Source organism: Streptomyces sp. NPDC002838 (genome assembly GCF_040295365.1).
GTDB lineage: Bacteria > Actinomycetota > Actinomycetes > Streptomycetales > Streptomycetaceae > Streptomyces.
This window is the reverse complement of record NZ_JBEOVF010000006.1, coordinates 276026-296844: the sequence shown is the minus strand read 5'-3', so window position 1 is coordinate 296844 and position 20819 is coordinate 276026. Positions and strand designations below refer to the sequence as shown.

Here is a 20819-nt window from a genome sequence, read left to right as displayed (position 1 = left end):
CTCACGCAGTGATCCCCGCCCGCGCCCAGTGACACGCCACCTGGGCCTCCCCGCCCCCGGCCAGGATCCCGGGATCCTCGGTCCGGCAGGCCTCCGCGACTCCCGCCCGTTCCGCCTCCCCACTCGCCAGAACGGGGCAGCGAGGCCGGAAGCGGCAGCCGGACGGGATGCGGGACGGATCCGGCGGCTCGCCGGTCAGGATCACGGGGGCGCCCGGTGCCTCCGGGAGGACCGAGAGAAGGGCCTGGGTGTAGGGGTGTCGGGGGGCCGTCAGGACCTGTTCCACCCCGCCCGTCTCCACGATCCGGCCCAGGTACATCACCGCCACCCGGTCGGCGATGTTCCAGGCCAGCCCCAGATCGTGGGTCACCACCAACGCGGCCAGGCCCAGTTCGGCGCGCAGACGCAGCAGCAGGGCCAGGATCTCCCCGCGCACGGACGCGTCGAGCGAGGCGACCGGCTCGTCGGCGACGATGAGTTCCGGCTCCAGGACGAGCGCACCCGCGATCACCACGCGTTGGCGCTGGCCGCCGGACAGTTCGTGCGGGTAGTGCAGGAAGAAGCGCTCCGGTGGACGCAGGCCCGCGCGGGAGAGGGCCGCGGCGACGGCGGCGCGTTCGTCTCCGTCGTACCCGTGGATCCGCAGGCCCTCGGCCACGGCGTCGTACACCGTGTGCCGTGGATTGAGCGAACCGCTCGGGTCCTGGAGTACCAGCTGGACGCGTTTGCGGTACGCCTTGAGGGCCCGGGAGCCGTACTCCAGGGGTTTTCCGCCGAAGGCGACCTGCCCGGCGGTCGGCGGCACGAGCCCGACCAGTGACCGGGCCAGCGTCGTCTTGCCGCAGCCCGACTCGCCGACCAGCGCCACGATCTCCCCGGGCCGGATGCCGAGTTCGACGCCGTCCACCGCCCGGGCGGGAGCGGCACCGTGCCGGCCGGGGAAGGCGATGCGCAGGCCCTGGGCGGCGAGCAGGGACGGCGATGTCGTCATGAAGCACTCCTTGGGTCGCCGGCCGCGGTCGTCGGCCCTCTCGTCTCTTCCGCCGACCCGGCGGTCGGGCCACCGGTGTCCCGCGCCGCCGTGGGCGGGCACGGGGTGTCCTCCGCCGTGCGGGCGGGCCCTGCCGCGCCGTCCGCCTCCGTGGCTGCGCCTCCGTCGGCTCCCGCAGCCACCGCGGGAGCCCCGGACCCCGGCGCCGCCAGACGCACACACGCCGCCCGCCGCCCCTGGCCCGCCTCGCGGAGTGCCTGGTCCTGCGTGGCACACCCGTCCAGGGCCACCGGGCAGCGCGGGTGGAAGGCGCAGCCGGACGGCAGGGCCGACGGGTCGGGCGGGTCGCCGGCCAGGCCGCGCGGGGCGAACCGGGAGGACGGGTCGCCGATGTGCGGGAACGCGGCCGACAGGGCCGCGGCGTACGGATGCCGGGCGTCCTCGTGGACCTCCCGGGCGGGGCCCTCCTCGACCACCCGCCCCGCGTACATCACCGCGAGCCGGTCGCAGGTGTCGGCGAGGACCGCCAGGTCATGGCTGATCATGATCAGGCCCAGGTCCTGCTCGGCGACGAGCTGTTCGATCAGCCGCAGGATCTGCGCCTGGATCATCACGTCCAGGGCGGTGGTCGGCTCGTCGGCGATGATCAGCCTGGGCGAGCAGGCCAGCGCCATGGCGATCATCACACGTTGGCGCTGGCCGCCGGAGAGCTCGTGCGGATACGCCGCCGCCCGCGCCTTCGGCAGACCCACCTGCTCCAGCAGCTCACCGGTCCTCTTCCGGGCCGCCGCCCGGGTCGTCCTCCCGTGCAGCAGGATCGGCTCGGCGATCTGGTCGCCGATGCGGTGCACGGGATTCAGCGAGTGCATCGCCCCCTGGAAGACGATCGAGGCGCCCGCCCAGCGGACCGCCCGCACCCGCCCCCACCGCATCGTCAGTACGTCCTCGCCGTCCAGCAGGACCTCCCCGCCGACCCGGGTCCCGGCAGGCAGCAGCCGCAGCAGCGCCATGGCCAGCGTGGACTTGCCGCAGCCCGACTCGCCCGCGATGCCGAGCTTCTGCCCGGCCGCCAGCGACAGGTCCACGCCCCGCACCGCGGCCGCGCCGCCCGGGTAGGTCACTTCGAGGTTCCGGACCTCCAGCAGCGTCAACGGTCCACCCCCAGACGCGGGTTGAGCACGGACTCCACCGCACGCCCGCACAGGGTGAACGCCAGCGCGACCGCGGCGATCGCGATACCGGGCGGCACCAGATACCACCAGTCGCCCGAGCTCACCGCACCCGCCTCCCGCGCCTCCTGGAGCAGGCCGCCCCACGACACCACCGTCGGATCTCCGAGGCCGAGGAAGGCCAGCGTCGCCTCGGCGAGGATCGAGGCGGACATGATCAGGGTCGTCTGCGCCAGTACCAGCGGCATCACATTGGGCAGCACGTGCCGGGACATGATGTGCCAGTGGCCGCCGCCCAGCGCCTTCGCGCGTTCGATGTACGGCCGCGACTCCACCGCCAGCGTCTGCGCCCGCACCAGGCGGGCCGTGGTCGGCCACGAGGTCACGCCGATCGCCAGGACCACCGTGCCCAGCGAGCGGGACATCACGGTGGCCAGCGCGATGGCGAGCACCAGTGTCGGCATCACCAGGAACCAGTCCGTGACCCGCATCAGCACGGTCGCGTATCCGCCCTTGAAGTGCCCGGCCGTGATGCCCAACAGCGTGCCGATCGCCACCGACAGAACGGCCGCCAGCAGCCCCACAAGCAGCGAGACCCGCGAGCCCCACAGCAGCAGGCCCAGCAGATCGCGGCCGAACCGGTCGGTGCCCAGCGGGAACTCCCCGCTCGGGCTCTCCATCGGCAGGCCCGGAGCGCTGGTCACGTCGGCCACGTCGGAGCCGACGGTGAGCGGGGCGGTCAGCGCGGCCAGTGCGAACAGGGCGAGCGCGGCCAGGCCCACCAGCCCGGCGCGGTGGGTGCGGTACCGCGTCCAGAACCGTATGGCGGAGCGCCGGCGGCGCTGCCGGGCGAGTCGGCGCGGACCGGCCTCGGCCGCCCGGGGCGGGGTGTCGGTCGTCATCGGCCCACCCGCGGGTCGAGCAGGGGATAGACCAGGTCGGCCAGCGTGTTCATGATGATCACCGCCGCGGCGAAGAAGAGGAACAGGCCCTGGACCAGGGGCAGGTCCGGCACGCTCAGGGCCTGGTAGAACAGCCCGCCCAGGCCCGGCCAGGAGAAGACGGTCTCGACCAGGATCACGCCCGCGACCGTCCGGCCGAGGTTGACGAAGACCAGCGTGACGGTCGGCAGCAGCGCGTTCGGCACGGCGTGCCTGCGTCGGACCAGGTCGTCCCTGAGGCCCTTGGCACGCGCGGTGGTCAGGTAGTCGCTGCCCATCTCGTCGAGCAGGGCCGAGCGGGTGACCAGCAGGGTCTGCCCGTAGTCGACCGCGACCAGCGTGACCACCGGCAGGATCAGATGGTGGGCGACATCGAGGACGTACGCGAACCCCTCCTCGCCGCCCGACTCCATGCCGCCGGTGGGGAACAGCCCGGGGACGGGACCGATCCCGACGGAGAACACGATGATGAGCAGCAGGCCCAGCCAGAACGACGGGACGGAATAGAGGGTCAGCGCCAGACCGGTGTTGAGGCGGTCCCCGAGCCGGCCGTGGCGCCAGGCCGCGCGTGTGCCGAGGAAGATGCCGAGCGCGGTGTACAGGACGAACGCCGTGCCGGTCAGCAGCAGCGTGTTGGGCAGTGCCTCGGTGATCTTGTCGATGACCGGGGCGCGGAACTGGTACGAGGTGCCGAGGTCGCCGGTGAGCGCCTTGGCGCAGTAGTCGGTGAACTGCTGCCACAGTGGCAGGTCCAGTCCGAACTCCCGTCGGTAGGCGGCCAGTTGTTCGGCGGACACCGGACGGCCGCCGGTCATGGTCTTGACCGGGTCGCCCGGGATCAGCCGGAACAGGAAGAAGCCGGTGACGAGTACGGCGAGGAGGGAGACGGCGGCGCCCCCCACCTTGCCGGCGCCGTAGCGGAGATACGCGGTGGTGGTGCGCGCCCGAGGGCTGCGCGCCGCCGGTCCGGCGGAGGCCGGACCGGCGGTCTTCCCGGCTGGTGCGGGCGCTGCGTCAGCGGTCATCGGCTACTCACGGTCGTCCGCGGTGGACCGGCGGCGCATCGCGAAGAACACGCCCGCTCCCACCAGGACGACGGCCCCCACGGCACCGCCGATGACGACACCGGTCGAGCCGGAGTCGCCGGACGAGCCGCCGGAGTCCGCGGGAACCGCCGACCACCAGCTCCAGTAGCCGTCCTGGCCGTAGATGTTGCCCGCCGCGCTGGGCATCGTCCGGATCGACTTGATCTGGTCGGTCCGATAGGCCTCAACGGCGTTCGGGTACGCCATGACGTTCATGTACCCCAGGTCGTACAGCCGCGACTCCATCCGCTTGACGATGGTGGCCCGTTTGGCGGGGTCGTACTCGGCGAGCTGACGCGCGTACAGGTCGTCGTACCGCTTGTCGCAGATGAAGTTGTCGGTGGCGCCGGTGTCCTTCGGGGTGGCGGGCAGGGCCGCGCAGGTGTGGATCGACAGCACGAAGTCCGGGTCGGGGTTGACGGACCAGCCGTCGAAGGCGAGATCGTAGGTGCCCGCGAGCCACGGGTCGCTCACGTTGTCCAGGCAGTCGAGGCTGACCCCGATGCCGAGCTTGCCCCACCACTCCTCCAGGTACTGGCCGACCGCCTTGTCGTTCGGGTCGGTGGCGTGGCACAGGACGCGGTACGTGATGGGCTTGCCGTCCTCGCCGAGGCGCTTGCCGGCGCTGTTCTTCCGGTAGCCGGCCTGGTCCAGGAGCTGGGCCGCCTTCGCGGGGTCGTAGGCGAGTTCCTGGCCGGCCGACGGCTTCCAGAAGTACGGGGAGAAGCGTGGCGGGATGTATCCCTGGCCCTCGACGGCGTAGCCCTGGAACACCTTGTCGATGATGGTCCTGCGGTCGACCGCCATGAACAGGGCGTGCCTGACCCGCTCGTCCAGCAGGGAGGGGTGGCCGTCGCCGAACTTCCGGCCGTTCTTCGCCTTGGCGCCCGGATTGGTGGCGAGCGCGTAGAAGCGGCGGCCGGGAGCGTCGTTGACGTGGATGTTCTTCTCGTTCTTGAGCGAGGCCGCCTGAGCGGGGGTCAGGGACGGCGACCCGGCGACGAAGGAGACCTCGCCCTTGCGCAGGGCGGCGACGGCGGCGTCCTGGTCCTTGTAGTACCGGAAGACCAGCTCGTCGAACTTCGGAGCGCCCCGCCAGAAGTTCTTGTTCGCCTTGAGGCGTACGTAGCTGTCGGCCTTGTAGCCGGTGAGGACGAACGGGCCGTTCCCGACGACAGGGAAGCTTGTGTCGTTGTTGAACTCGGAGAAGTCCGTGACCTTCTCCCAGACGTGCTTGGGCACGATCGGCACGTCCAGGGCGGTCATCGTGGCCTGCGGCTTCTTCAGCTCGATGACCAGCCGGGTGGGGCTGGGGGCGGTGACCTTCTTGAAGTTGGTGACGAAGCTGCCGTTGGCGGTGGCGGCGCCGTCGTCGGTCATCATCTTGTTGAACGTCCAGGCGGCGTCCTCGGCGGTGGCCTGCTCGCCGTCCGACCACTTGGAGTCCGAGCGGATCGTGTAGGTCCAGGTCAGCTTGTCGGGGGACGACTCCCACTTGGTCGCCAGGCCCGGGATGGCGTGCGCGTCCTTGGGGTCGTAGTTGGTCAGGTACTCGTACGTCAGCCGGTGGATGCTCGTGCTCAGCAGCCGGGACGCCAGGAACGGGCTCAGCGAGTCCACACTCTGCGCGACCGCGACGGTGAGGACGCTGTCGCCCTCCGCGGCCGAGGCCTGTTGGGGCGCCGGGTCGAGCGGGGTCGCGAGGGCGGCCGACAGCGTGAGGACGGCGGCGACGACGCGGGGGGTGCGGGGCCGGATTCTGCTCGGGTGCGGGTGCCCGGTGCCGTGCTGATCGTGTCGCTTCATAGAACGTGACCTCGCGTCAGCTGGGTTGCTGAGTGTTTATCAGCGGCGCTCCGGGCCCGTCAATGGCGCCCGCACCCCTTGTGGCCTGCGGAAATAAGAAGATTGATATGACCGACACCCTCAGAGGTCCAGACCGGTGAAGCGTCCCTGGTGGGGGACTGACGGCCACTCCGGGCCCCAGACGTCGCTGTGCTCCGGAGCCGTTCGTCGAGTGCCTCTCAGCGCCTGACGCACCCGTACGGGCGAGGTGAAAGTGCAGCAAAGCGTGCAATCTGCCGATATTGGCCGGTAACAGCGCGGAGCTGAAGCTCAGCGCAGTCACGAGGAGGCACTCCATGCGTGGAGCCACGCACGCCAGACGGGCCGCCTGCGCGGCGGCAGCAGCCCTCGTGGCGACGGCCTGCGGGGGCGGCGACAGCGGTGGTGTCGGCGGTGCGGTGCTCAGCTCCTCCTGGGGGGACCCGCAGAACCCGCTGGAGCCGGCCAACACCAATGAGGTGCAGGGCGGCAAGGTCCTCGACATGATCTTCCGGGGCCTGAAGCGGTACGACCCGGAGACCGGCGAGGCCGAGGACATGCTGGCCGAGAAGATCGAGACCTCGGACTCACGGAACTTCACCATCACCGTCAAGGACGGCTGGACGTTCAGCAACGGGGAGGCCGTCACCGCCAAGTCCTTCGTGGACGCCTGGAACTACGGGGCCAGCCTGAAGAACAATCAGAAGAACGCCTACTTCTTCGGGTACATCGAGGGCTACGACAAGGTTCACCCGGAAGACGGCGGCAAGCAGAGCGCCGACACCCTCTCCGGCCTGAAGGTCACCGGCGACAGGACCTTCACCGTCAGGCTCGCCCAGAAGTTCTCGAGCTTCCCGGACACCCTCGGCTACAACGCCTTCGCCCCGCTGCCCAGGGCCTTCTTCGACGACCACGACGCCTGGGTGCGCAAGCCGATCGGCAACGGGCCGTACACCGTCGAGTCGTACACCAAGGGCTCGCAGATGTCCCTGCGGGCGTGGGACACCTACCCCGGCGAGGACAAGGCGCGAAACGGCGGCGTCGACCTGAAGGTCTACACCGACAACAACACCGCCTACACCGACCTGATGGCCGGCAACCTCGACCTCGCCGACGACATCCCGGCCTCCCAGCTGAGGAACGTCCGGAGCGACCTCGGCGACCGGTACATCAGCAACCCGGCCGGCATCATCCAGACCCTCGCCTTCCCGTTCTACGACAAGGCCTGGAACAAGCCCGGCATGGAGAAGGTCCGCACCGGCCTGTCCCGGGCGATCAACCGCGAGCAGATCACCGACACCATCTTCCAGAAGACCCGCACCCCCGCCACCGACTGGACCTCCCCGGTCCTCGGCGAGGACGGCGGCTACAAGGCAGGCCTGTGCGGCGACGCCTGCGCGTACGACCCCGCCGCGGCCAGGAAGCTGATCGAGGAGGGCGGCGGACTGCCCGGCGGGCAGCTCAAGATCACGTACAACGCGGACACCGGCTCCCACCGGGAGTGGGTCGACGCGGTCTGCAACTCCATCAACAACGCCCTCGGCCAGGACAGGGCCTGCGTCGGCAACCCGATCGGCACCTTCGCCGACTTCCGCAACCGGATGAGCGACGAGAAGATGCCCGGCCCGTTCCGCGCCGGCTGGCAGATGGACTACCCGCTGATCCAGAACTTCGTCCAGCCGCTCTACTACACGGGCGCCTCCTCCAACGACGGCAAGTGGACCAACAAGGAGTTCGACAGGCTCGTCGACGAGGCCAACGCCGAGACCGACAGGGTCGCGGCGGTGCAGAAGTTCCAGCAGGCCGAGGAGGTCCTCAGGGACAACATGGGCGCCATCCCGCTCTGGTACCAGAACGGCAGCGCCGGCTACTCGGAACGGCTGTCCGACGTGAAGCTCAACCCTTTCAGCGTCCCGGTGTACGCCCAGATCAAGGTCAGCTGAGGCCCCGTGGGACGGTACGTCGCCCGGCGGCTGCTCCAGATGATCCCGGTCTTCGTCGGGTCCACCCTGCTGATCTTCCTCATGGTGAACGTGATGGGCGACCCCGTCGCCGGCCTGTGCGGCGAGCGGCAGTGCGACCCGGCGACGGCCGGCCGGCTCAAGCGGGAGTTCGGCCTCGACAAGCCGGTCTGGCAGCAGTACCTGACCTACATGGGCAACGTCTTCACCGGCGACTTCGGCACCGCGTTCAACGGGCAGGAGGTCACCGAGCTGATGTCGACGGCGTTCCCCGTCACCATCCGGCTGACGATCGTGGCGATCCTCTTCGAGGTCGTCATCGGCGTCACGCTGGGCGTCGTCACGGGACTGCGGCGCGGACGGCCCGTCGACACGTCGGTGCTCATGGTCACCCTCGTCGTGATCTCCGTCCCCACCTTCGTCACCGGCCTGCTGATCCAACTGCTGCTCGGCGTCGAGTGGGGCTGGATCAAACCGTCGGTGTCGACGGACGCCACGTTCGACGAGCTGATCGTGCCGGGGCTGGTCCTGGCTTCGGTCTCACTCGCCTATGTGACCCGGCTGACCCGCACCTCCATCGCGGAGAACCGGCGCTCCGACTACGTCCGTACGGCCGTGGCCAAGGGGCTGCCGCGCCGACGGATCATCACCCGGCACCTGCTGCGCAACTCACTCATTCCCGTGGTCACCTTCATCGGCACCGACATCGGCGCCCTGATGGGCGGAGCGATCGTCACCGAGCGCATCTTCAACATCCACGGCGTCGGCTATCAGCTCTACCAGGGCATTCTGCGCCAGAACACCCAAACCGTCGTCGGCTTCGTGACGGTCCTCGTCCTGGTGTTCCTGGTCGCCAACCTGCTCGTCGATCTCCTGTACGCCGTCCTCGACCCCAGGATCCGTTATGCCTGAGCAGCAGTCCTACGAGCCCGAGGGAGCCATCGCCGGGACGGGCATGGGCGGCGCGATGGACCTCGCGACCTCCGAGGGGGCGACGCTCGAAGAGCCTCCGGCAGCCGCCTCCGGCGACGGGGCCCGCTCCCTCTGGTCCGACGCCTGGCGCGACCTGCGCCGCAACCCCGTCTTCCTCGTCTCCGGCCTGGTCATCCTCTTCCTCGTCGTGATCTCCCTCTGGCCGTCCCTGATCGCCTCCGGCAACCCCCTCAAGTGCGACCTCGCCAAGGCCCGGGAGGGCTCGCAGCCCGGCCACCCCTTCGGCTTCGACGGCCAGGGCTGTGACGTCTACACCCGCACGGTCCACGGCGCCCGTACGTCCGTCACGGTCGGCGTCTGCGCCACGCTCGGCGTGGCGATCCTGGGCTCGGTGCTCGGCGGGCTCGCCGGCTTCTTCGGCGGGGTCTGGGACGCGATCCTGTCCCGGATCACCGACGTCTTCTTCGCGATCCCGGTCGTGCTCGGCGGCCTGGTGCTGCTGTCGGTCGTCACCAGCAGCACCGTCTGGCCGGTCATCGGATTCATGGTGCTGCTCGGCTGGCCGCAGATCTCCCGTATCGCCCGCGGCTCCGTCATCACCACCAAGCAGAACGACTACGTGCAGGCCGCCCGGGCGCTGGGCGCCTCCAACTCCCGGCTGCTGCTCAGACACATCACACCCAACGCCGTCGCGCCCGTCATCGTCGTGGCGACGGTCGCGCTCGGTACGTACATCGCGCTGGAGGCGACCCTGTCGTACCTCGGTGTCGGGCTGAAGCCGCCGACCGTCAGCTGGGGGATCGACATCTCCTCCGCGTCCGCCTACGTCCGGCAGGCCCCGCACATGCTGCTCTGGCCGGCCGGGGCGCTCGCGCTCACCGTGCTCGCGTTCATCATGCTCGGTGACGCGGTGCGCGACGCCCTCGACCCGAAGCTGAGGTGAGCCGCCGCCATGCTGCTCGAAGTGCGTGACCTGCACGTGGAGTTCCGGACCAGGGACGGGGTCGCCAAGGCCGTCAACGGCGTCAGCTACGCGGTGGACGAGGGCGAGACCCTCGCTGTGCTCGGCGAGTCCGGTTCCGGGAAGTCGGTGACGGCCCAGGCGGTGATGGGGATCCTCGACATGCCGCCGGGGCGGATCACCGGCGGCGAGATCCTCTTCCGGGGCAAGGACCTGCTGAAGCTGAAGGAGGAGGAGCGGCGGAAGGTCCGGGGCGCCGAGATGGCGATGATCTTCCAGGACGCGCTGTCCTCACTGAACCCCGTGCTGAGCGTCGGCGACCAGCTCGGCGAGATGTTCGTCGTCCACCGGGGCATGTCGAAGAAGGACGCGCGGGCGAAGGCCGTGGAGCTGATGGACCACGTCCGCATCCCCGCGGCCAAGGAGCGGGTGAAGCAGTATCCGCACCAGTTCTCGGGAGGTATGCGCCAGCGCATCATGATCGCGATGGCGCTGGCCCTCGAACCTGCGCTGATCATCGCCGACGAACCGACGACGGCCCTGGACGTGACCGTTCAGGCCCAGGTCATGGATCTGCTCGCCGAGTTGCGGCGCGAGTACGACATGGGGCTGATCCTGATCACCCACGACCTGGGCGTCGTCGCGGACGTGGCGGACCGGATCGCCGTGATGTACGCGGGCCGGATCGTGGAGTCGGCGCCGGTGCACGACATCTACAAGCTGCCCGCGCACCCGTACACCCGGGGGCTGCTGGACTCCATCCCGCGCCTGGACCACAAGGGCCGGGAGCTCTACGCCATCAAGGGGCTGCCCCCCAACCTCATGAACATCCCGCCCGGTTGTGCCTTCAGCCCCCGCTGCCCGACGGCCCTGGACGTGTGCCGGACCGACGTACCGCCGCTCTACGACGTGTCCGAGGACCGGGGGAGCGCCTGCCACTTCTGGAGGGAGTGCCTGCATGGCTGAGCCGATTCTGGAAGTCCGCGGGCTGTACAAGCACTACCCGCTCGCCACGGGTGTCCTCTTCAAGAAGCAGGTCGGCGCGGTGAAGGCGGTCGACGGCGTCGGCTTCGAGTTGCACCGGGGCGAGACGCTGGGCATCGTCGGCGAGTCCGGCTGCGGCAAGTCCACGGTCGCGAAGATGCTGGTCAACCTGGAGAAACCGACGGCGGGCGAGATCTTCTACAAGGGCGAGGACATCACCAAGCTGTCCGGCCGCGCCCTGAAGGCCGTACGCCGCAACATCCAGATGGTCTTCCAGGACCCGTACACCTCGCTCAACCCCCGGATGACGGTGGGGGACATCATCGGGGAGCCGTACGACATCCACCCGGAGGTGGCCCCGAAGGGCGACCGGCGGAGGAAGGTCCAGGAGCTTCTGGACGTGGTCGGCCTGAACCCGGAGTACATCAACCGCTATCCGCACCAGTTCTCCGGCGGCCAGCGCCAACGCATCGGCATCGCACGGGGTTTGGCGCTGCGCCCCGAGGTGATCGTCGCCGACGAGCCGGTGTCGGCGCTGGACGTGTCGGTGCAGGCGCAGGTCATCAACCTGATGGCGAGCCTGCAGAGCGAATTCGACCTCTCCTGCGTCTTCATCGCGCACGACCTGTCGATCGTCCGGCACATCTCGGACCGGGTCGGGGTCATGTACCTCGGGCGGATCGTGGAGATCGGCAAGGACGCCGAGATCTACGACCATCCGACGCACCCCTACACCCAGGCACTGCTCTCCGCGGTGCCCGTGCCCGACCCGGAGGCCCGCGAACGCCGCGAACGCATCATCCTCGCGGGCGACGTCCCGTCCCCGACGAACGTCCCCTCCGGCTGCCGCTTCCGCACCCGCTGCTGGAAGGCTCAGGAGCGGTGTGCGCGGGAGGTCCCGGCGCTGGCGGTGCCCGCCGGGTTCCGGCTGGAGGGCGGCCCGGCGGCGCATGACTCGGCGTGCCACTTCGCAGACGGGCGGCATAGCCGCACAAATGTGCATCAATCGCGTTAACACGCAGGCAACTTGGCCGACCCGATCCCGATATACGGACGCGTCAGTCTGAACAGCGTACGGCCGTGCGGGTGCCGTAAACGGGCCGGAGCGCGCCATGTCGCTCCGGCCCGTTGCCGTACCTACGTCAGCTGGAGTGCCCGCTTCAGGAAGTCCACCTGGAGCAGCAACAGGTTCTCCGCGACCTGTTCCTGCGGGGTCATGTGCGTCACCCCGGACAGCGGCAGTACCTCGTGCGGGCGGCCCGCCGCCAGGAGCGCGGAGGACAGGCGCAGCGCGTGGGCGAAGACCACGTTGTCGTCGGCCGTGCCGTGCACGATCATCAGCGGACGGTGCTGCTCGGCGGGGGCGGAGAGCCCCTCGTCGGTGACGAGCGAGCTCTTCGCGTACGACTCCGGGTGCGCGGCCGGGTCGCCCAGGTACCGCTCGGTGTAGTGGGTGTCGTACAGCCGCCAGTCCGTGACCGGGGCGCCCGCGATGCCCGCGTGGAAGACGTCCGGGCGGCGCAGCACCGCGAGGCCGGCCAGCCAGCCGCCGTACGACCAGCCGCGAATCGCCACCCGGGTCAGGTCGAGGGGGTGCGACTTCGCGAGGTCCTGGAGCGCGTCGATCTGGTCGTCCAGGGAGACCGTGAGGTCGTGGTGGACGGCTTTCTCCCAGGCGGGGGAGCGGCCGGGGGTGCCGCGCCCGTCGGCGACGACCACCGCGAAACCCTGGTCGGCGAACCACTGCGAGGTGAGGTGCGCGTTGTGCGCGGCGAACACGCGCGGGCCATGCGGACCGCCGTACGGATCCAGGAGGACGGGAAGGGGAGTGTCACCGGGGTAGTCCGTAGGCATAAGCACGGCGCACGGGATTCGGCGTGCGCCCCCCTCGGTGAGGGTCACGCGCGGGGACATACCGGGATCTTCGGCGTACGAGGTGATGGTCGCCGCCCTCCCCCAGCCTCCGGCCGGTGGGACCCCCATCTCCCTTCGGTCGCCATCGCGCAGCACCTGCGCCTGGGCGCCCGGTCGGTCGAGCGTCGCGGACACCAGCACGGTCACGCCCCCGGCGCGTACCGCCGAGTGCACGCCGGGCTCCTGTGAGACGCGCTCCACGCCGAGCTCGTTGACCCGGTAGACGTGTACCTCCCCGGTCTCCGGGGTCTCGGCGTCCTCGCCCGCCGACGCCGAGACCAGCACGTCGTCGTCGGAGACGTCCAGCACCGCACGGACGTGCAACTGGGCTCCGGTCAGCGGCCGTTCGCCGACCGCGAGCACCCGCGCACCGCCCTCGTCGGCGATGCGGACCAGCCGCCCGGAGGGGCTCCAGCACGGCACCCCGGGGAAAAGTTCCAGCCAAATTGGATCTTCGTCCGCGTGCACCATCCGGGTCACGCCCGTCTCCGGATCCACGGCGAGGAACAGCTGACTGTGCTGGTCGCGCGCTTGTACGAGCAGCAGCGGCGCACCCGCCGCTGACCAGTGCACATGCGCCAGATACGGGTAGCGCGCCCGGTCCCAGACAACCTCCGTGCGCACCCCGTCCAGGCCGATCACGAACAGCCGTACGTCCGCGTTGTGGGTGCCCGCCGCCGGATACGGCACGTGGTCCGGCTCGCGCTCCGGGTGGGCCGGATCGGAGATCCACCACCGCCGCACCGGCGTGTCGTCCACGCGCGCCACCAGCAGCCGGTCCGACTCCGGCGACCACCAAAAGCCCCGTGACCGGCCCATCTCCTCGGCCGCGATGAACTCGGCCAGACCGTACGTGACGTGCTCCGCGTCCGGCTCGGCGAGCGCCCGGTCGTCCTCGCCCTCGGCGCCCACGACCCGCAGGGCGCCCTGTGCGACGTACGCGATGTGCCGCCCGTCGGGGGACGGGCGTGGGTCGATCACAGGCCTGGCAACGGGCAGTTCGCGTGCGGTACCGGCCCGCAGCTCCGCCGCGAAAAGCCGCCCTGACAAGGCGAAAGAGGCCAACTCCACGGCCGTGTCGGTGGCGTAGCCGACGATGCCGGCGCCGCCCTCGCGACTGCGTTCGCGGCGCGCCCGTTCCTCCGGTGAGAGGTGCTCCGCGGCGCCGCCCAGGAGGGCGCGCGGGTCGGCGGCCACGCGCTCCCCGCCCTCCGTCAGGTCGAGCACCCACAGCGCGTTGGCCCGGTCCGTGCCGGAGCTCGAACGCAGGAAGACGACACGGGAACCGTCCGGCGCCACGCTGAACGCGCGCGGCGCGCCCAGCGTGAAGCGCTGGGTACGGGCGTGCCGACGGGGAAAGGAGTCAGGCTCGGTGGTCATGCCATGACCATATTGGCCATGCGCCCCCTTGTGCGGCAGTGCGCCGATCGATGCGCGCGTACGAATAGTTATGATCACTGGCGCATGGTGGGTATCAACCTGCTGGCTGTTGTATGGATTTATCTGCCCCCATAGTTCCGACCGCGTCCGACCCCCCACGTCCCTGGGTTCTTTGGAGGTGAGCCGCCGTGGCACTCTCGATTTCGGCGGTTGTGCTGCTGGCGATCATCGTCTTCCTTCTGATCAAGAAATCAGGGCTGAAGGGCGGGCACGCGGTCGTGTGCGTCCTCCTCGGCTTCTACCTCGCCTCCTCGACGGTCGCCCCGACGATCAGCGAGCTGACGACGAACATCGCCGGCATGATCGGCAGCATCAAGTTCTGACCCGGTTTCTGGCTCCGTGACCGATCAGGGCTGTCGTACGCTCTGCGTCCCGATGTCCGACGCACGGAAGGCGCATGGCGCGTGGCCGACAGACCGTCCGAAGAGCCGAGACCCCGTTCGGGGGAGGGGCACTCCTCGTCCATTCCCGACGAGGAATGGGAGAAGTTCGTCCGGGACAGCGAGCGCGAGATACCCGGCTCCGCTCCGAAGGAGCCGTCCGCGCGGGCCCGCATGGTCACCGAGCGGCTGCGGCAGCAGGAGGCGCGGGGCGAGTTGCCCGAGGGGTGGCGCACCGGGCCGGCCTGGCAGGACAGGGAGGGGCGTGCGGCCCGGCGTCGGCGCGTGTGGGCGATCATCGGAGTGCCCCTCGCGATCGCCGTGGTCGTCGTCGCCCTGAAGCCGTCGTTGCTGCCCGGCGATCCCTTCAGTACGGGCGGCTCGGAGGCGGCCGCGACATCGCAGCTCCCCGCGGAGACCGCGGCCCCGACCGCCCCGCCCTCGGCGGCGGATCCCGAAACCCCCACGCTGGACAGGCCGTTCGCCGGTTCCCCGGCACTGAGATGGGCCGACGGCGAGGCCGGTATCGTCCTGCCGGAGGCGACACCGGTCGGCACGCTGTCCAAGGCACAGGTCGAACAGGCCCTGCGGCAGACCAGGAAGCTCCTGGTCGACGCGAACCTCGACCCGGCCACGCTGCGCGGCGAGCGCCCGGAGACGGCGCTGGGCGTGATCGAACCCCGGCAGACGGAACTGCTCGGCATGCTGAACACCGCGCTGCGCACTCCGGACGAGAAGCACGACCCGCTGACGATGTTCAGCCGCTTCGACCCCGCCGAGACACAACTGGTCGGTGATGTGGTCAAGACCCGAGGACGCATGACGTTCAAGGCCGGCGAGCACGCCTCCGTCGCCGTGCACGCGGACTACACCTTCGTCTACCCGGTCGGCCGGACCGACGGTTCGACGGAGGTCACCCGCACCATCGTGCGCCGCGTGCTCGACGTCGAGCTCTCCGACCCGACCAAGTACCAGGTCACGCCGGGGAAGATCACCGTCCTGCGTCACGACCAGGAGATCGGCAACTCGGCCTGCGACGTGTACGACGGCTACCTGCACCCCGAGTTCTCGACCACCGAGCCGACGGGCGCACCCCCGAGCGGGCCGACGACCGACCCGTACGACCGGAGCCAGGGGATCGACGTGGACCCCGAGGAGGGCTGTGGGGCGGTGTCCCGGGTCTGACCAGGCCTCCCGCGCAGACCTCGGACCCACTGGGGAGGTGGTGAGGGCAGGTCCAGGGCCTCGTAGGGTGGGCGCATGACGGAACTGCCCGCCCGGCGTCTGCTGCTGGTGCACGCGCACCCGGACGACGAGTCGATCAACAACGGCGCGACCATGGCCAAGTACGCGGCCGAGGGTGCCCGGGTGACCCTGGTCACCTGCACCCTAGGCGAGCGCGGCGAGGTCATTCCGCCCGAGCTCGCGCATCTGACCGGCGCCGCCCTCGGTGAGCACCGGCTGCGCGAGCTCACCGCCGCGATGCGCGCGCTCGGCGTCGAGGATTTCCGCCGCCTGGGCGGGGCGGGGCGCTACCAGGACTCCGGGATGATGGGCCTCGCCGACAATGACGACCCCGCTTGTTTCTGGCAGGCCGACGTCGACGAGGCCGCTCGGCATCTCGTCGAGGTGATCCTCGAGGTGCGGCCCCAGGTGCTCGTCACCTACGACCCCAACGGTGGCTACGGGCATCCCGACCACATCCAGGCGCATCGCGTGGCCATGCGGGCTGTCGAGCTGGCCGCCGATGCCGGGTGGGAGATCGCCAAGGTGTACTGGAACCGCGTACCCCGCTCCGTCGCCGAAGAGGCCTTCGCGGGGCTTCGGCGGGACCTGCCCGGCCTCCCCTTCACCGAGGCCGCCGTCCTCGACGACGTACCGGGTGTGGTCGACGACGAGCTCATCACCACCGAGATCGACGGCACCGCGCACGCCGCAGCCAAGGCCGCCGCGATGCGCGCGCACGCCACCCAGATCACGGTGGCCGAGCCGTACTTCGTGCTCTCCAACGAGCGCGCGCAGCCCGTCTTCACCACCGAGTACTACGAGTTGGTACGCGGGGAACGGGCGGCCTCCGGCCCTCGGGAGAGCGATCTGTTCGCCGGAATCACCGCAATCACCGGAATCGGGGCGTCGTGATGAAGTCGGCAGACCGTTCTTCGATGCTGGCCCAGCCGTTGCGACGCCCCTCCCTCGGGCGGGCAGCCGCCTACCTGGGACTCTTCGTGCTCGGCGCGGTCGTCGGCATCGCCGGGGCGCTGGTGCAGAGCGGCTGGTTCCCCGGCGGACTGCTGCTCGCGCTCGCCGGTGAGGCCGGACTCTGCCTGGGCGGAGCGCGGGCGGCCGGCAGCCGGGGCGGGGCCGTCGCGCCCGCCGGCGGCTGGATGATCGCGGTCATCCTGCTCACCGCCAGCCGGCCGGAAGGGGACTTCGTCTTCGCCGCGGAAGGCGGCTCCTATCTCTTCCTGCTCGGCGGCATGGCTGTGGCTGTGATCTGCGCCACCCTCGGCCCGGGGCGGCAACCGGACGGCGGCGCCGTCCGACTTGGCAAGTGACGTACCACTTCGCCGTACCGAGTCCGTGCGAGTCCCGTGATGGTTTCCCCAGCGGTCGTGGGATACGCGCCAGACGTGGCCAGTATGGTGGTGCGCGCCGCCGAGTCGCCCGAGAGAGGTCGTAACGCGGGCGGCGGAGCCAACCGGGAGAACCTGCCTTGAGTCGTGAAACTGACAGTCCGTCCTCCGGGCCCAACGGGCGCGGCGGAGCCGCATACCCCTCGGGCACGCCGCCGTACGGGACGCCCACGGCTTCCGACGGCAGTGCGGACGCGGGCCGTTCGGCCGCGCGGCCGGAGGAACGCAAGACCGAGACCACGCTGACGACCCGGATCCGGATCAACATCCCCGGATCGCGGCCCATTCCGCCGGTCGTCGTGCGCAAACCCGTCGGCGAGACGGCCGAAGCCGCCGACGACAGCGGCGCGGACGCCGAGGCATCGGCGCCGGGCGCCGCCGCGTCCGCGGGCACCGTCGAGCCGCCCGCCGATCCCGCGCCGCCGGGCGAGGAGAAGACGAGCGACTGGTTCGCGCCCCGCAAGTCCGCGCCCGGCAAGGGCGGTCAGGGCGGCGGCTCCACCAACGGGGCGGGGCTGCCGGGTGGTTCGGGTGCGTCCGGTACCGCTTCCGGTACTGGTGCCGGTCCGGGTGCGCCCGGTGGTGCGCGTCCCGGTGGGGCTCGCCCGGGTGGCGTGGTCGGTTCCATGAACGTGCCGGGCGGCTCCCGTCCCGGCGGCACGAACGGTTCCGGGCTCCCCGGTGCCACCGGCGGCCCCGTGGCCCCCGGGCACGGCGGCGGCACCGGCTCCTTCGACGTCACCGAGGCACTGACCGCGGGCCCTCGGGGCAACGGCTCCCGCCCCGGCGAACCGCGCCGCGACGACCTGCCTTACTTCGCGGAGAACGGCAGCGGCGGCCCGGGTGCACAGAACGGCCCGAGCGGCCAGAACGGGCAGAGCGGCCAGAACGGGCAGAGCGGCCAGAACGGGCAGAGCAGTCAGAACAGGTACGGCGGGGACCAGAACGGATTCGGCGGCCCGAGCGGTCAGAACGGCCCGATCGGTCAGAACGGCCAGAACGGGCAGAGCGGTCAGAACGGGTACGGCGGGGACCAGAACGGATTCGGCGGCCCGAGCGGCCAGGGCGGTTACGGCGCCCAAGGCGATCAGGGCGGTTACGGCGGCCAGGGTGCCGGCGCTCCGAACGGCCAGGGCGGTTACGGCGGCCAGGGCGGCCCCAGCGGCTTCAACGGGCCGAACGGCTCCGGCGGCCCCGGCGCCCCGCAGGGCCCCGCAGGCCCGACCGGCGGTCCGGTCACCGGCGACGGCCCTGTGGTGCCGCCCATCGGCAGCGGCTCCGACGGCCTGGGCGGACCTGGCGGACCCAACGGTCTCGCCGGACCTGGTGGTCCCGGTGCTCCTGGTGGCCCCTCCGCCGCGCAGGGACACCCCGGACACCCCGGAGGTCCCGGCACACCCCCCGGCACCGGCCCCGGCACACCCCCCGGCACCGGCCCCGGCACACCCCCCGGCACCGGCCCCGGCGGCGGCATGAGTGACGACACCGCGATCCTCACCCCGCAGAAGCCGGCCCCCGAGCCAGGCGCCCCCGGCTACGGCGGTGCCTCCGGCAACATCTCCGGGCACACCGTCACCAGCGGTATCCCCGTGGTCCCGTCCGACCGGAACGCGGCCTTCCCACCGGGCGCGCACACCGACGGACCCGTGCCGCACACGGCCCCGAAGCTGCCCGAGCCGGGCACGCAGAGCGCGCCCGCGGCCTCCGCGCCCAAGAAGAAGAAGGGGCGCAGCAAGCTGGGGCTGCTCACCGGCGCAGTGATCGTCGTCGCCGCCGGTGCCTACGGCGCCGGGCTGCTGATGAACAGCTCCGACGTGCCCAAGGGCACCACCGTGCTGGGCGTCGACATCGGCGGCGGCACCCGCGACGACGCCGTCGAGAAGCTCAACAAGGCCTTCGACGGCCGGGTGAACAAGGAACTGAAGCTCTCGGTGGACGGCAGGACCGTCACACTCAAGCCGGACCAGGCCGGGCTCCAGTTCGACATGACGTCCACGGTGAGCACGGCCGCGAAGAGCGACTACAACCCGGTCTCCGTGATCGGCTCGCTGTTCGGCCAGCACCGGGTCGTCGAGCCGGTCATGCCGGTCGACGAGGAGAAGCTGCACGCCGCCCTGCAGGACGCCGCCGGCGGCACCGGCTCGGCGACCGACGGCACGATCAAGTTCGAGCCGGGCAAGGCCGTCGCCGTGTACGGCAAGGCGGGCAAGAGCGTCGACGTCACCAAGTCGACCGAGGCGGTCGAAGAGGCGTTCCGCACCCAGGTGGAGACCGGCACGGCCTCCGCGGTGCCGCTCCCGACGACCACCAAGGAGCCGACGGTCTCGAAGGCCGAGGTCGACCGGATGATGAAGGAGTTCGCGGAGCCGGCGATGTCCGGCAACGTCACGGTGCAGACGGATGCCGCGCACAGCATCCCGTTCAGCCCGCAGAACTCGCTGTGGAAGTTCCTCAGGGTCAAGGCCGTCGACGGCAAGCTCACCGACGCCCCCGACACGGCCGCGCTGAAGGGGCTCTACGGCAGCACCTTCGACGACGTCCTGATCACCCGGGCCAACGGTCAGAAGACGCCGGTCACGGTCGAGGACGTCTACGGCGCCCTGCGCCTGGCGCTGAAGAGCAAGACCGACCGCGTGGCCGTGATCGACACCAACCCCAGTTAGCAGACCGCAGCCACCACGAGAGGGCACCCGGCACGCCGGGTGCCCTCTCGTCGTACGACGACCGTCAATTGAGCATCGCGCGCGCGGCATGAGCCTGCTGCCGCACCCGCTCCGCGGCCGGCTGGTCCACCGCCCCCACCACCTCGGCATAGGCCTCGAGCTCCGCCGCCCCTTCGACGAAGTCGCCCCGCTGGACCAGCAACTGCGCCCGCTCGTACCGCAACCGAGCCGGATGCGAAGGCAGCAACAGGGCCAACTCCACCGCCCACAACGACACGTCCGACCGCTCCGGCCGGGCAGCCGCCCACGCCCGGATGTTGTTGAGGATCCGCGCGACCACGTCCAAAGGCTCCGCGGGACCGAGCATCGACGGATGCAAGGACGCCCCCGTGGCCCCCGCCACCAGCACCTGAGCATCGGACCCGCTCAGCACCCGCCCCCCGTCGAACGGATCGGCCAGCACCTGCTCCTCCAGTGCCCCGAATCCGACCACGAAGTGCCCCGGCAGAGCCACCCCGTACACGTGGGCCCCCGCCCGCCGCGCGACCTCCATCCACACCACCGACAACAGGATCGGCAGCCCGCGCCGCCGCAGCAGCACCTGATGCAGCAACGACGACTCGAGCAGCTGATAGTCCGCGGCGGAACCGCGAAACCCGCACCGGTCCCCGAGCAGCTCGCGCAGCGACACGGCCCAGGAGCGCGGCCCGCCGGGCCGGAACGGCAGCTGTCCGGCCAGCCGGTCCAGCTCGATCTGCGCGGCGTCCAGGCCCGCCTCGTCCAGCGTCCCGTCCGCCTCCGCGCCCACCAGCAGGCACAGCGCGGACAGATCGGGCCGCTCGGAGCGGGCCTCTGCGGCGAACCGCCGCCGCAGTTCGGCGGAACGCTCGGGCGATGGGGGGTACGGGGGACGCATAGCTGGCTCGTGCCCTTTCACGGC

17 protein-coding genes are annotated in these 20819 nt (G+C 70.9%); 10 read left to right on the top strand and 7 right to left on the bottom strand.

Annotated elements, in window-relative coordinates; all coding sequences use genetic code 11:
- Window position 1: 1 nt before the first annotated feature.
- The 5 genes from ABT063_RS11470 to ABT063_RS11450 are packed head-to-tail and all read right to left on the bottom strand — an operon-like array spanning window position 2 to window position 5992.
- Complete coding sequence (locus ABT063_RS11470) at window positions 2–991, bottom strand: oligopeptide/dipeptide ABC transporter ATP-binding protein (RefSeq protein ID WP_351057027.1); 990 nt, start codon at window positions 989–991, stop codon at window positions 2–4.
- Entirely contained in the window at window positions 988–2142 is a 1155-nt protein-coding gene (locus ABT063_RS11465) for an ABC transporter ATP-binding protein (RefSeq protein WP_351057026.1), read from the bottom strand. The genes ABT063_RS11470 and ABT063_RS11465 overlap by 4 nt, the downstream gene beginning before the upstream one ends.
- Window positions 2139–3062 carry an ABC transporter permease gene (locus tag ABT063_RS11460; protein WP_351057024.1) on the bottom strand — a complete coding sequence of 308 codons (924 nt, stop codon included), beginning with the start codon at window positions 3060–3062 and terminating at the stop codon, window positions 2139–2141. Before ABT063_RS11460 ends, ABT063_RS11465 begins: the two co-directional genes overlap by 4 nt.
- On the bottom strand, window positions 3059–4126 hold the full coding sequence (locus ABT063_RS11455; protein WP_351057023.1) for an ABC transporter permease: 1068 nt from the start codon (window positions 4124–4126) through the stop codon (window positions 3059–3061). The genes ABT063_RS11460 and ABT063_RS11455 overlap by 4 nt, the downstream gene beginning before the upstream one ends.
- Window positions 4127–4129: 3 nt before the next feature.
- A complete protein-coding gene (locus tag ABT063_RS11450) occupies window positions 4130–5992 on the bottom strand; it encodes an ABC transporter substrate-binding protein (RefSeq protein WP_351057021.1) in 1863 nt (620 codons plus the stop codon).
- A 335-nt stretch (window positions 5993–6327) separates the two neighbouring features.
- On the opposite strand from ABT063_RS11450, the gene ABT063_RS11445 reads away from it, so the two are divergent.
- From ABT063_RS11445 to ABT063_RS11425, 5 genes are read left to right on the top strand one after another with little or no spacing between them, the layout of a single operon-like run.
- On the top strand, window positions 6328–7953 hold the full coding sequence (locus tag ABT063_RS11445) for a peptide ABC transporter substrate-binding protein (protein ID WP_351057020.1): 1626 nt from the start codon (window positions 6328–6330) through the stop codon (window positions 7951–7953).
- A gap of 6 nt (window positions 7954–7959) precedes the next feature.
- A complete protein-coding gene (locus tag ABT063_RS11440) occupies window positions 7960–8883 on the top strand; it encodes an ABC transporter permease (RefSeq protein WP_351057019.1) in 924 nt (307 codons plus the stop codon).
- Window positions 8876–9847 carry an ABC transporter permease gene (locus tag ABT063_RS11435; RefSeq protein WP_351057018.1) on the top strand — a complete coding sequence of 324 codons (972 nt, stop codon included), beginning with the start codon at window positions 8876–8878 and terminating at the stop codon, window positions 9845–9847. The genes ABT063_RS11440 and ABT063_RS11435 overlap by 8 nt, the downstream gene beginning before the upstream one ends.
- Before the next feature lie 9 nt (window positions 9848–9856).
- Window positions 9857–10831, top strand: coding sequence for an ABC transporter ATP-binding protein (locus tag ABT063_RS11430; protein ID WP_351057016.1), 975 nt, complete (start codon window positions 9857–9859; stop codon window positions 10829–10831).
- A complete protein-coding gene (locus ABT063_RS11425) occupies window positions 10824–11864 on the top strand; it encodes an ABC transporter ATP-binding protein (RefSeq protein ID WP_351057014.1) in 1041 nt (346 codons plus the stop codon). The genes ABT063_RS11430 and ABT063_RS11425 overlap by 8 nt, the downstream gene beginning before the upstream one ends.
- 122 nt (window positions 11865–11986) lie before the next feature.
- Here the strand turns inward: ABT063_RS11425 and ABT063_RS11420 are convergent, their stop codons facing one another.
- Window positions 11987–14143 carry a S9 family peptidase gene (locus ABT063_RS11420; protein WP_351057013.1) on the bottom strand — a complete coding sequence of 719 codons (2157 nt, stop codon included), beginning with the start codon at window positions 14141–14143 and terminating at the stop codon, window positions 11987–11989.
- Window positions 14144–14331: 188 nt separating this feature from the next.
- Between ABT063_RS11420 and ABT063_RS11415 the strand changes: the two genes are divergently transcribed.
- The 5 genes from ABT063_RS11415 (at window position 14332) to ABT063_RS11395 (ending at window position 19879) form a co-directional block, all read left to right on the top strand.
- Window positions 14332–14526, top strand: coding sequence for a hypothetical protein (locus ABT063_RS11415; protein WP_030038342.1), 195 nt, complete (start codon window positions 14332–14334; stop codon window positions 14524–14526).
- 81 nt (window positions 14527–14607) lie between these two features.
- Window positions 14608–15768, top strand: a complete 1161-nt coding sequence (locus ABT063_RS11410; RefSeq protein WP_351057012.1) for a hypothetical protein — start codon at window positions 14608–14610, stop codon at window positions 15766–15768.
- A 75-nt stretch (window positions 15769–15843) separates the two neighbouring features.
- Window positions 15844–16722, top strand: coding sequence for an N-acetyl-1-D-myo-inositol-2-amino-2-deoxy-alpha-D-glucopyranoside deacetylase (gene mshB, locus ABT063_RS11405; RefSeq protein WP_351057011.1), 879 nt, complete (start codon window positions 15844–15846; stop codon window positions 16720–16722).
- 23 nt (window positions 16723–16745) lie between these two features.
- The gene (locus tag ABT063_RS11400; protein ID WP_502990795.1) at window positions 16746–17138 is read left to right on the top strand and encodes a DUF6113 family protein; all 393 of its coding nucleotides are present in this window, start codon (window positions 16746–16748) and stop codon (window positions 17136–17138) included.
- A gap of 158 nt (window positions 17139–17296) precedes the next feature.
- Window positions 17297–19879: a hypothetical protein gene (locus ABT063_RS11395; RefSeq protein ID WP_351057008.1), complete on the top strand. Its 2583-nt coding sequence runs from the start codon at window positions 17297–17299 to the stop codon at window positions 19877–19879.
- Between the two features lie 64 nt (window positions 19880–19943).
- On the opposite strand, the gene ABT063_RS11390 is transcribed toward ABT063_RS11395, so the two are convergent.
- A complete protein-coding gene (locus ABT063_RS11390) occupies window positions 19944–20795 on the bottom strand; it encodes a transglutaminase family protein (RefSeq protein WP_351057006.1) in 852 nt (283 codons plus the stop codon).
- Window positions 20796–20819 lie beyond the last annotated feature (24 nt).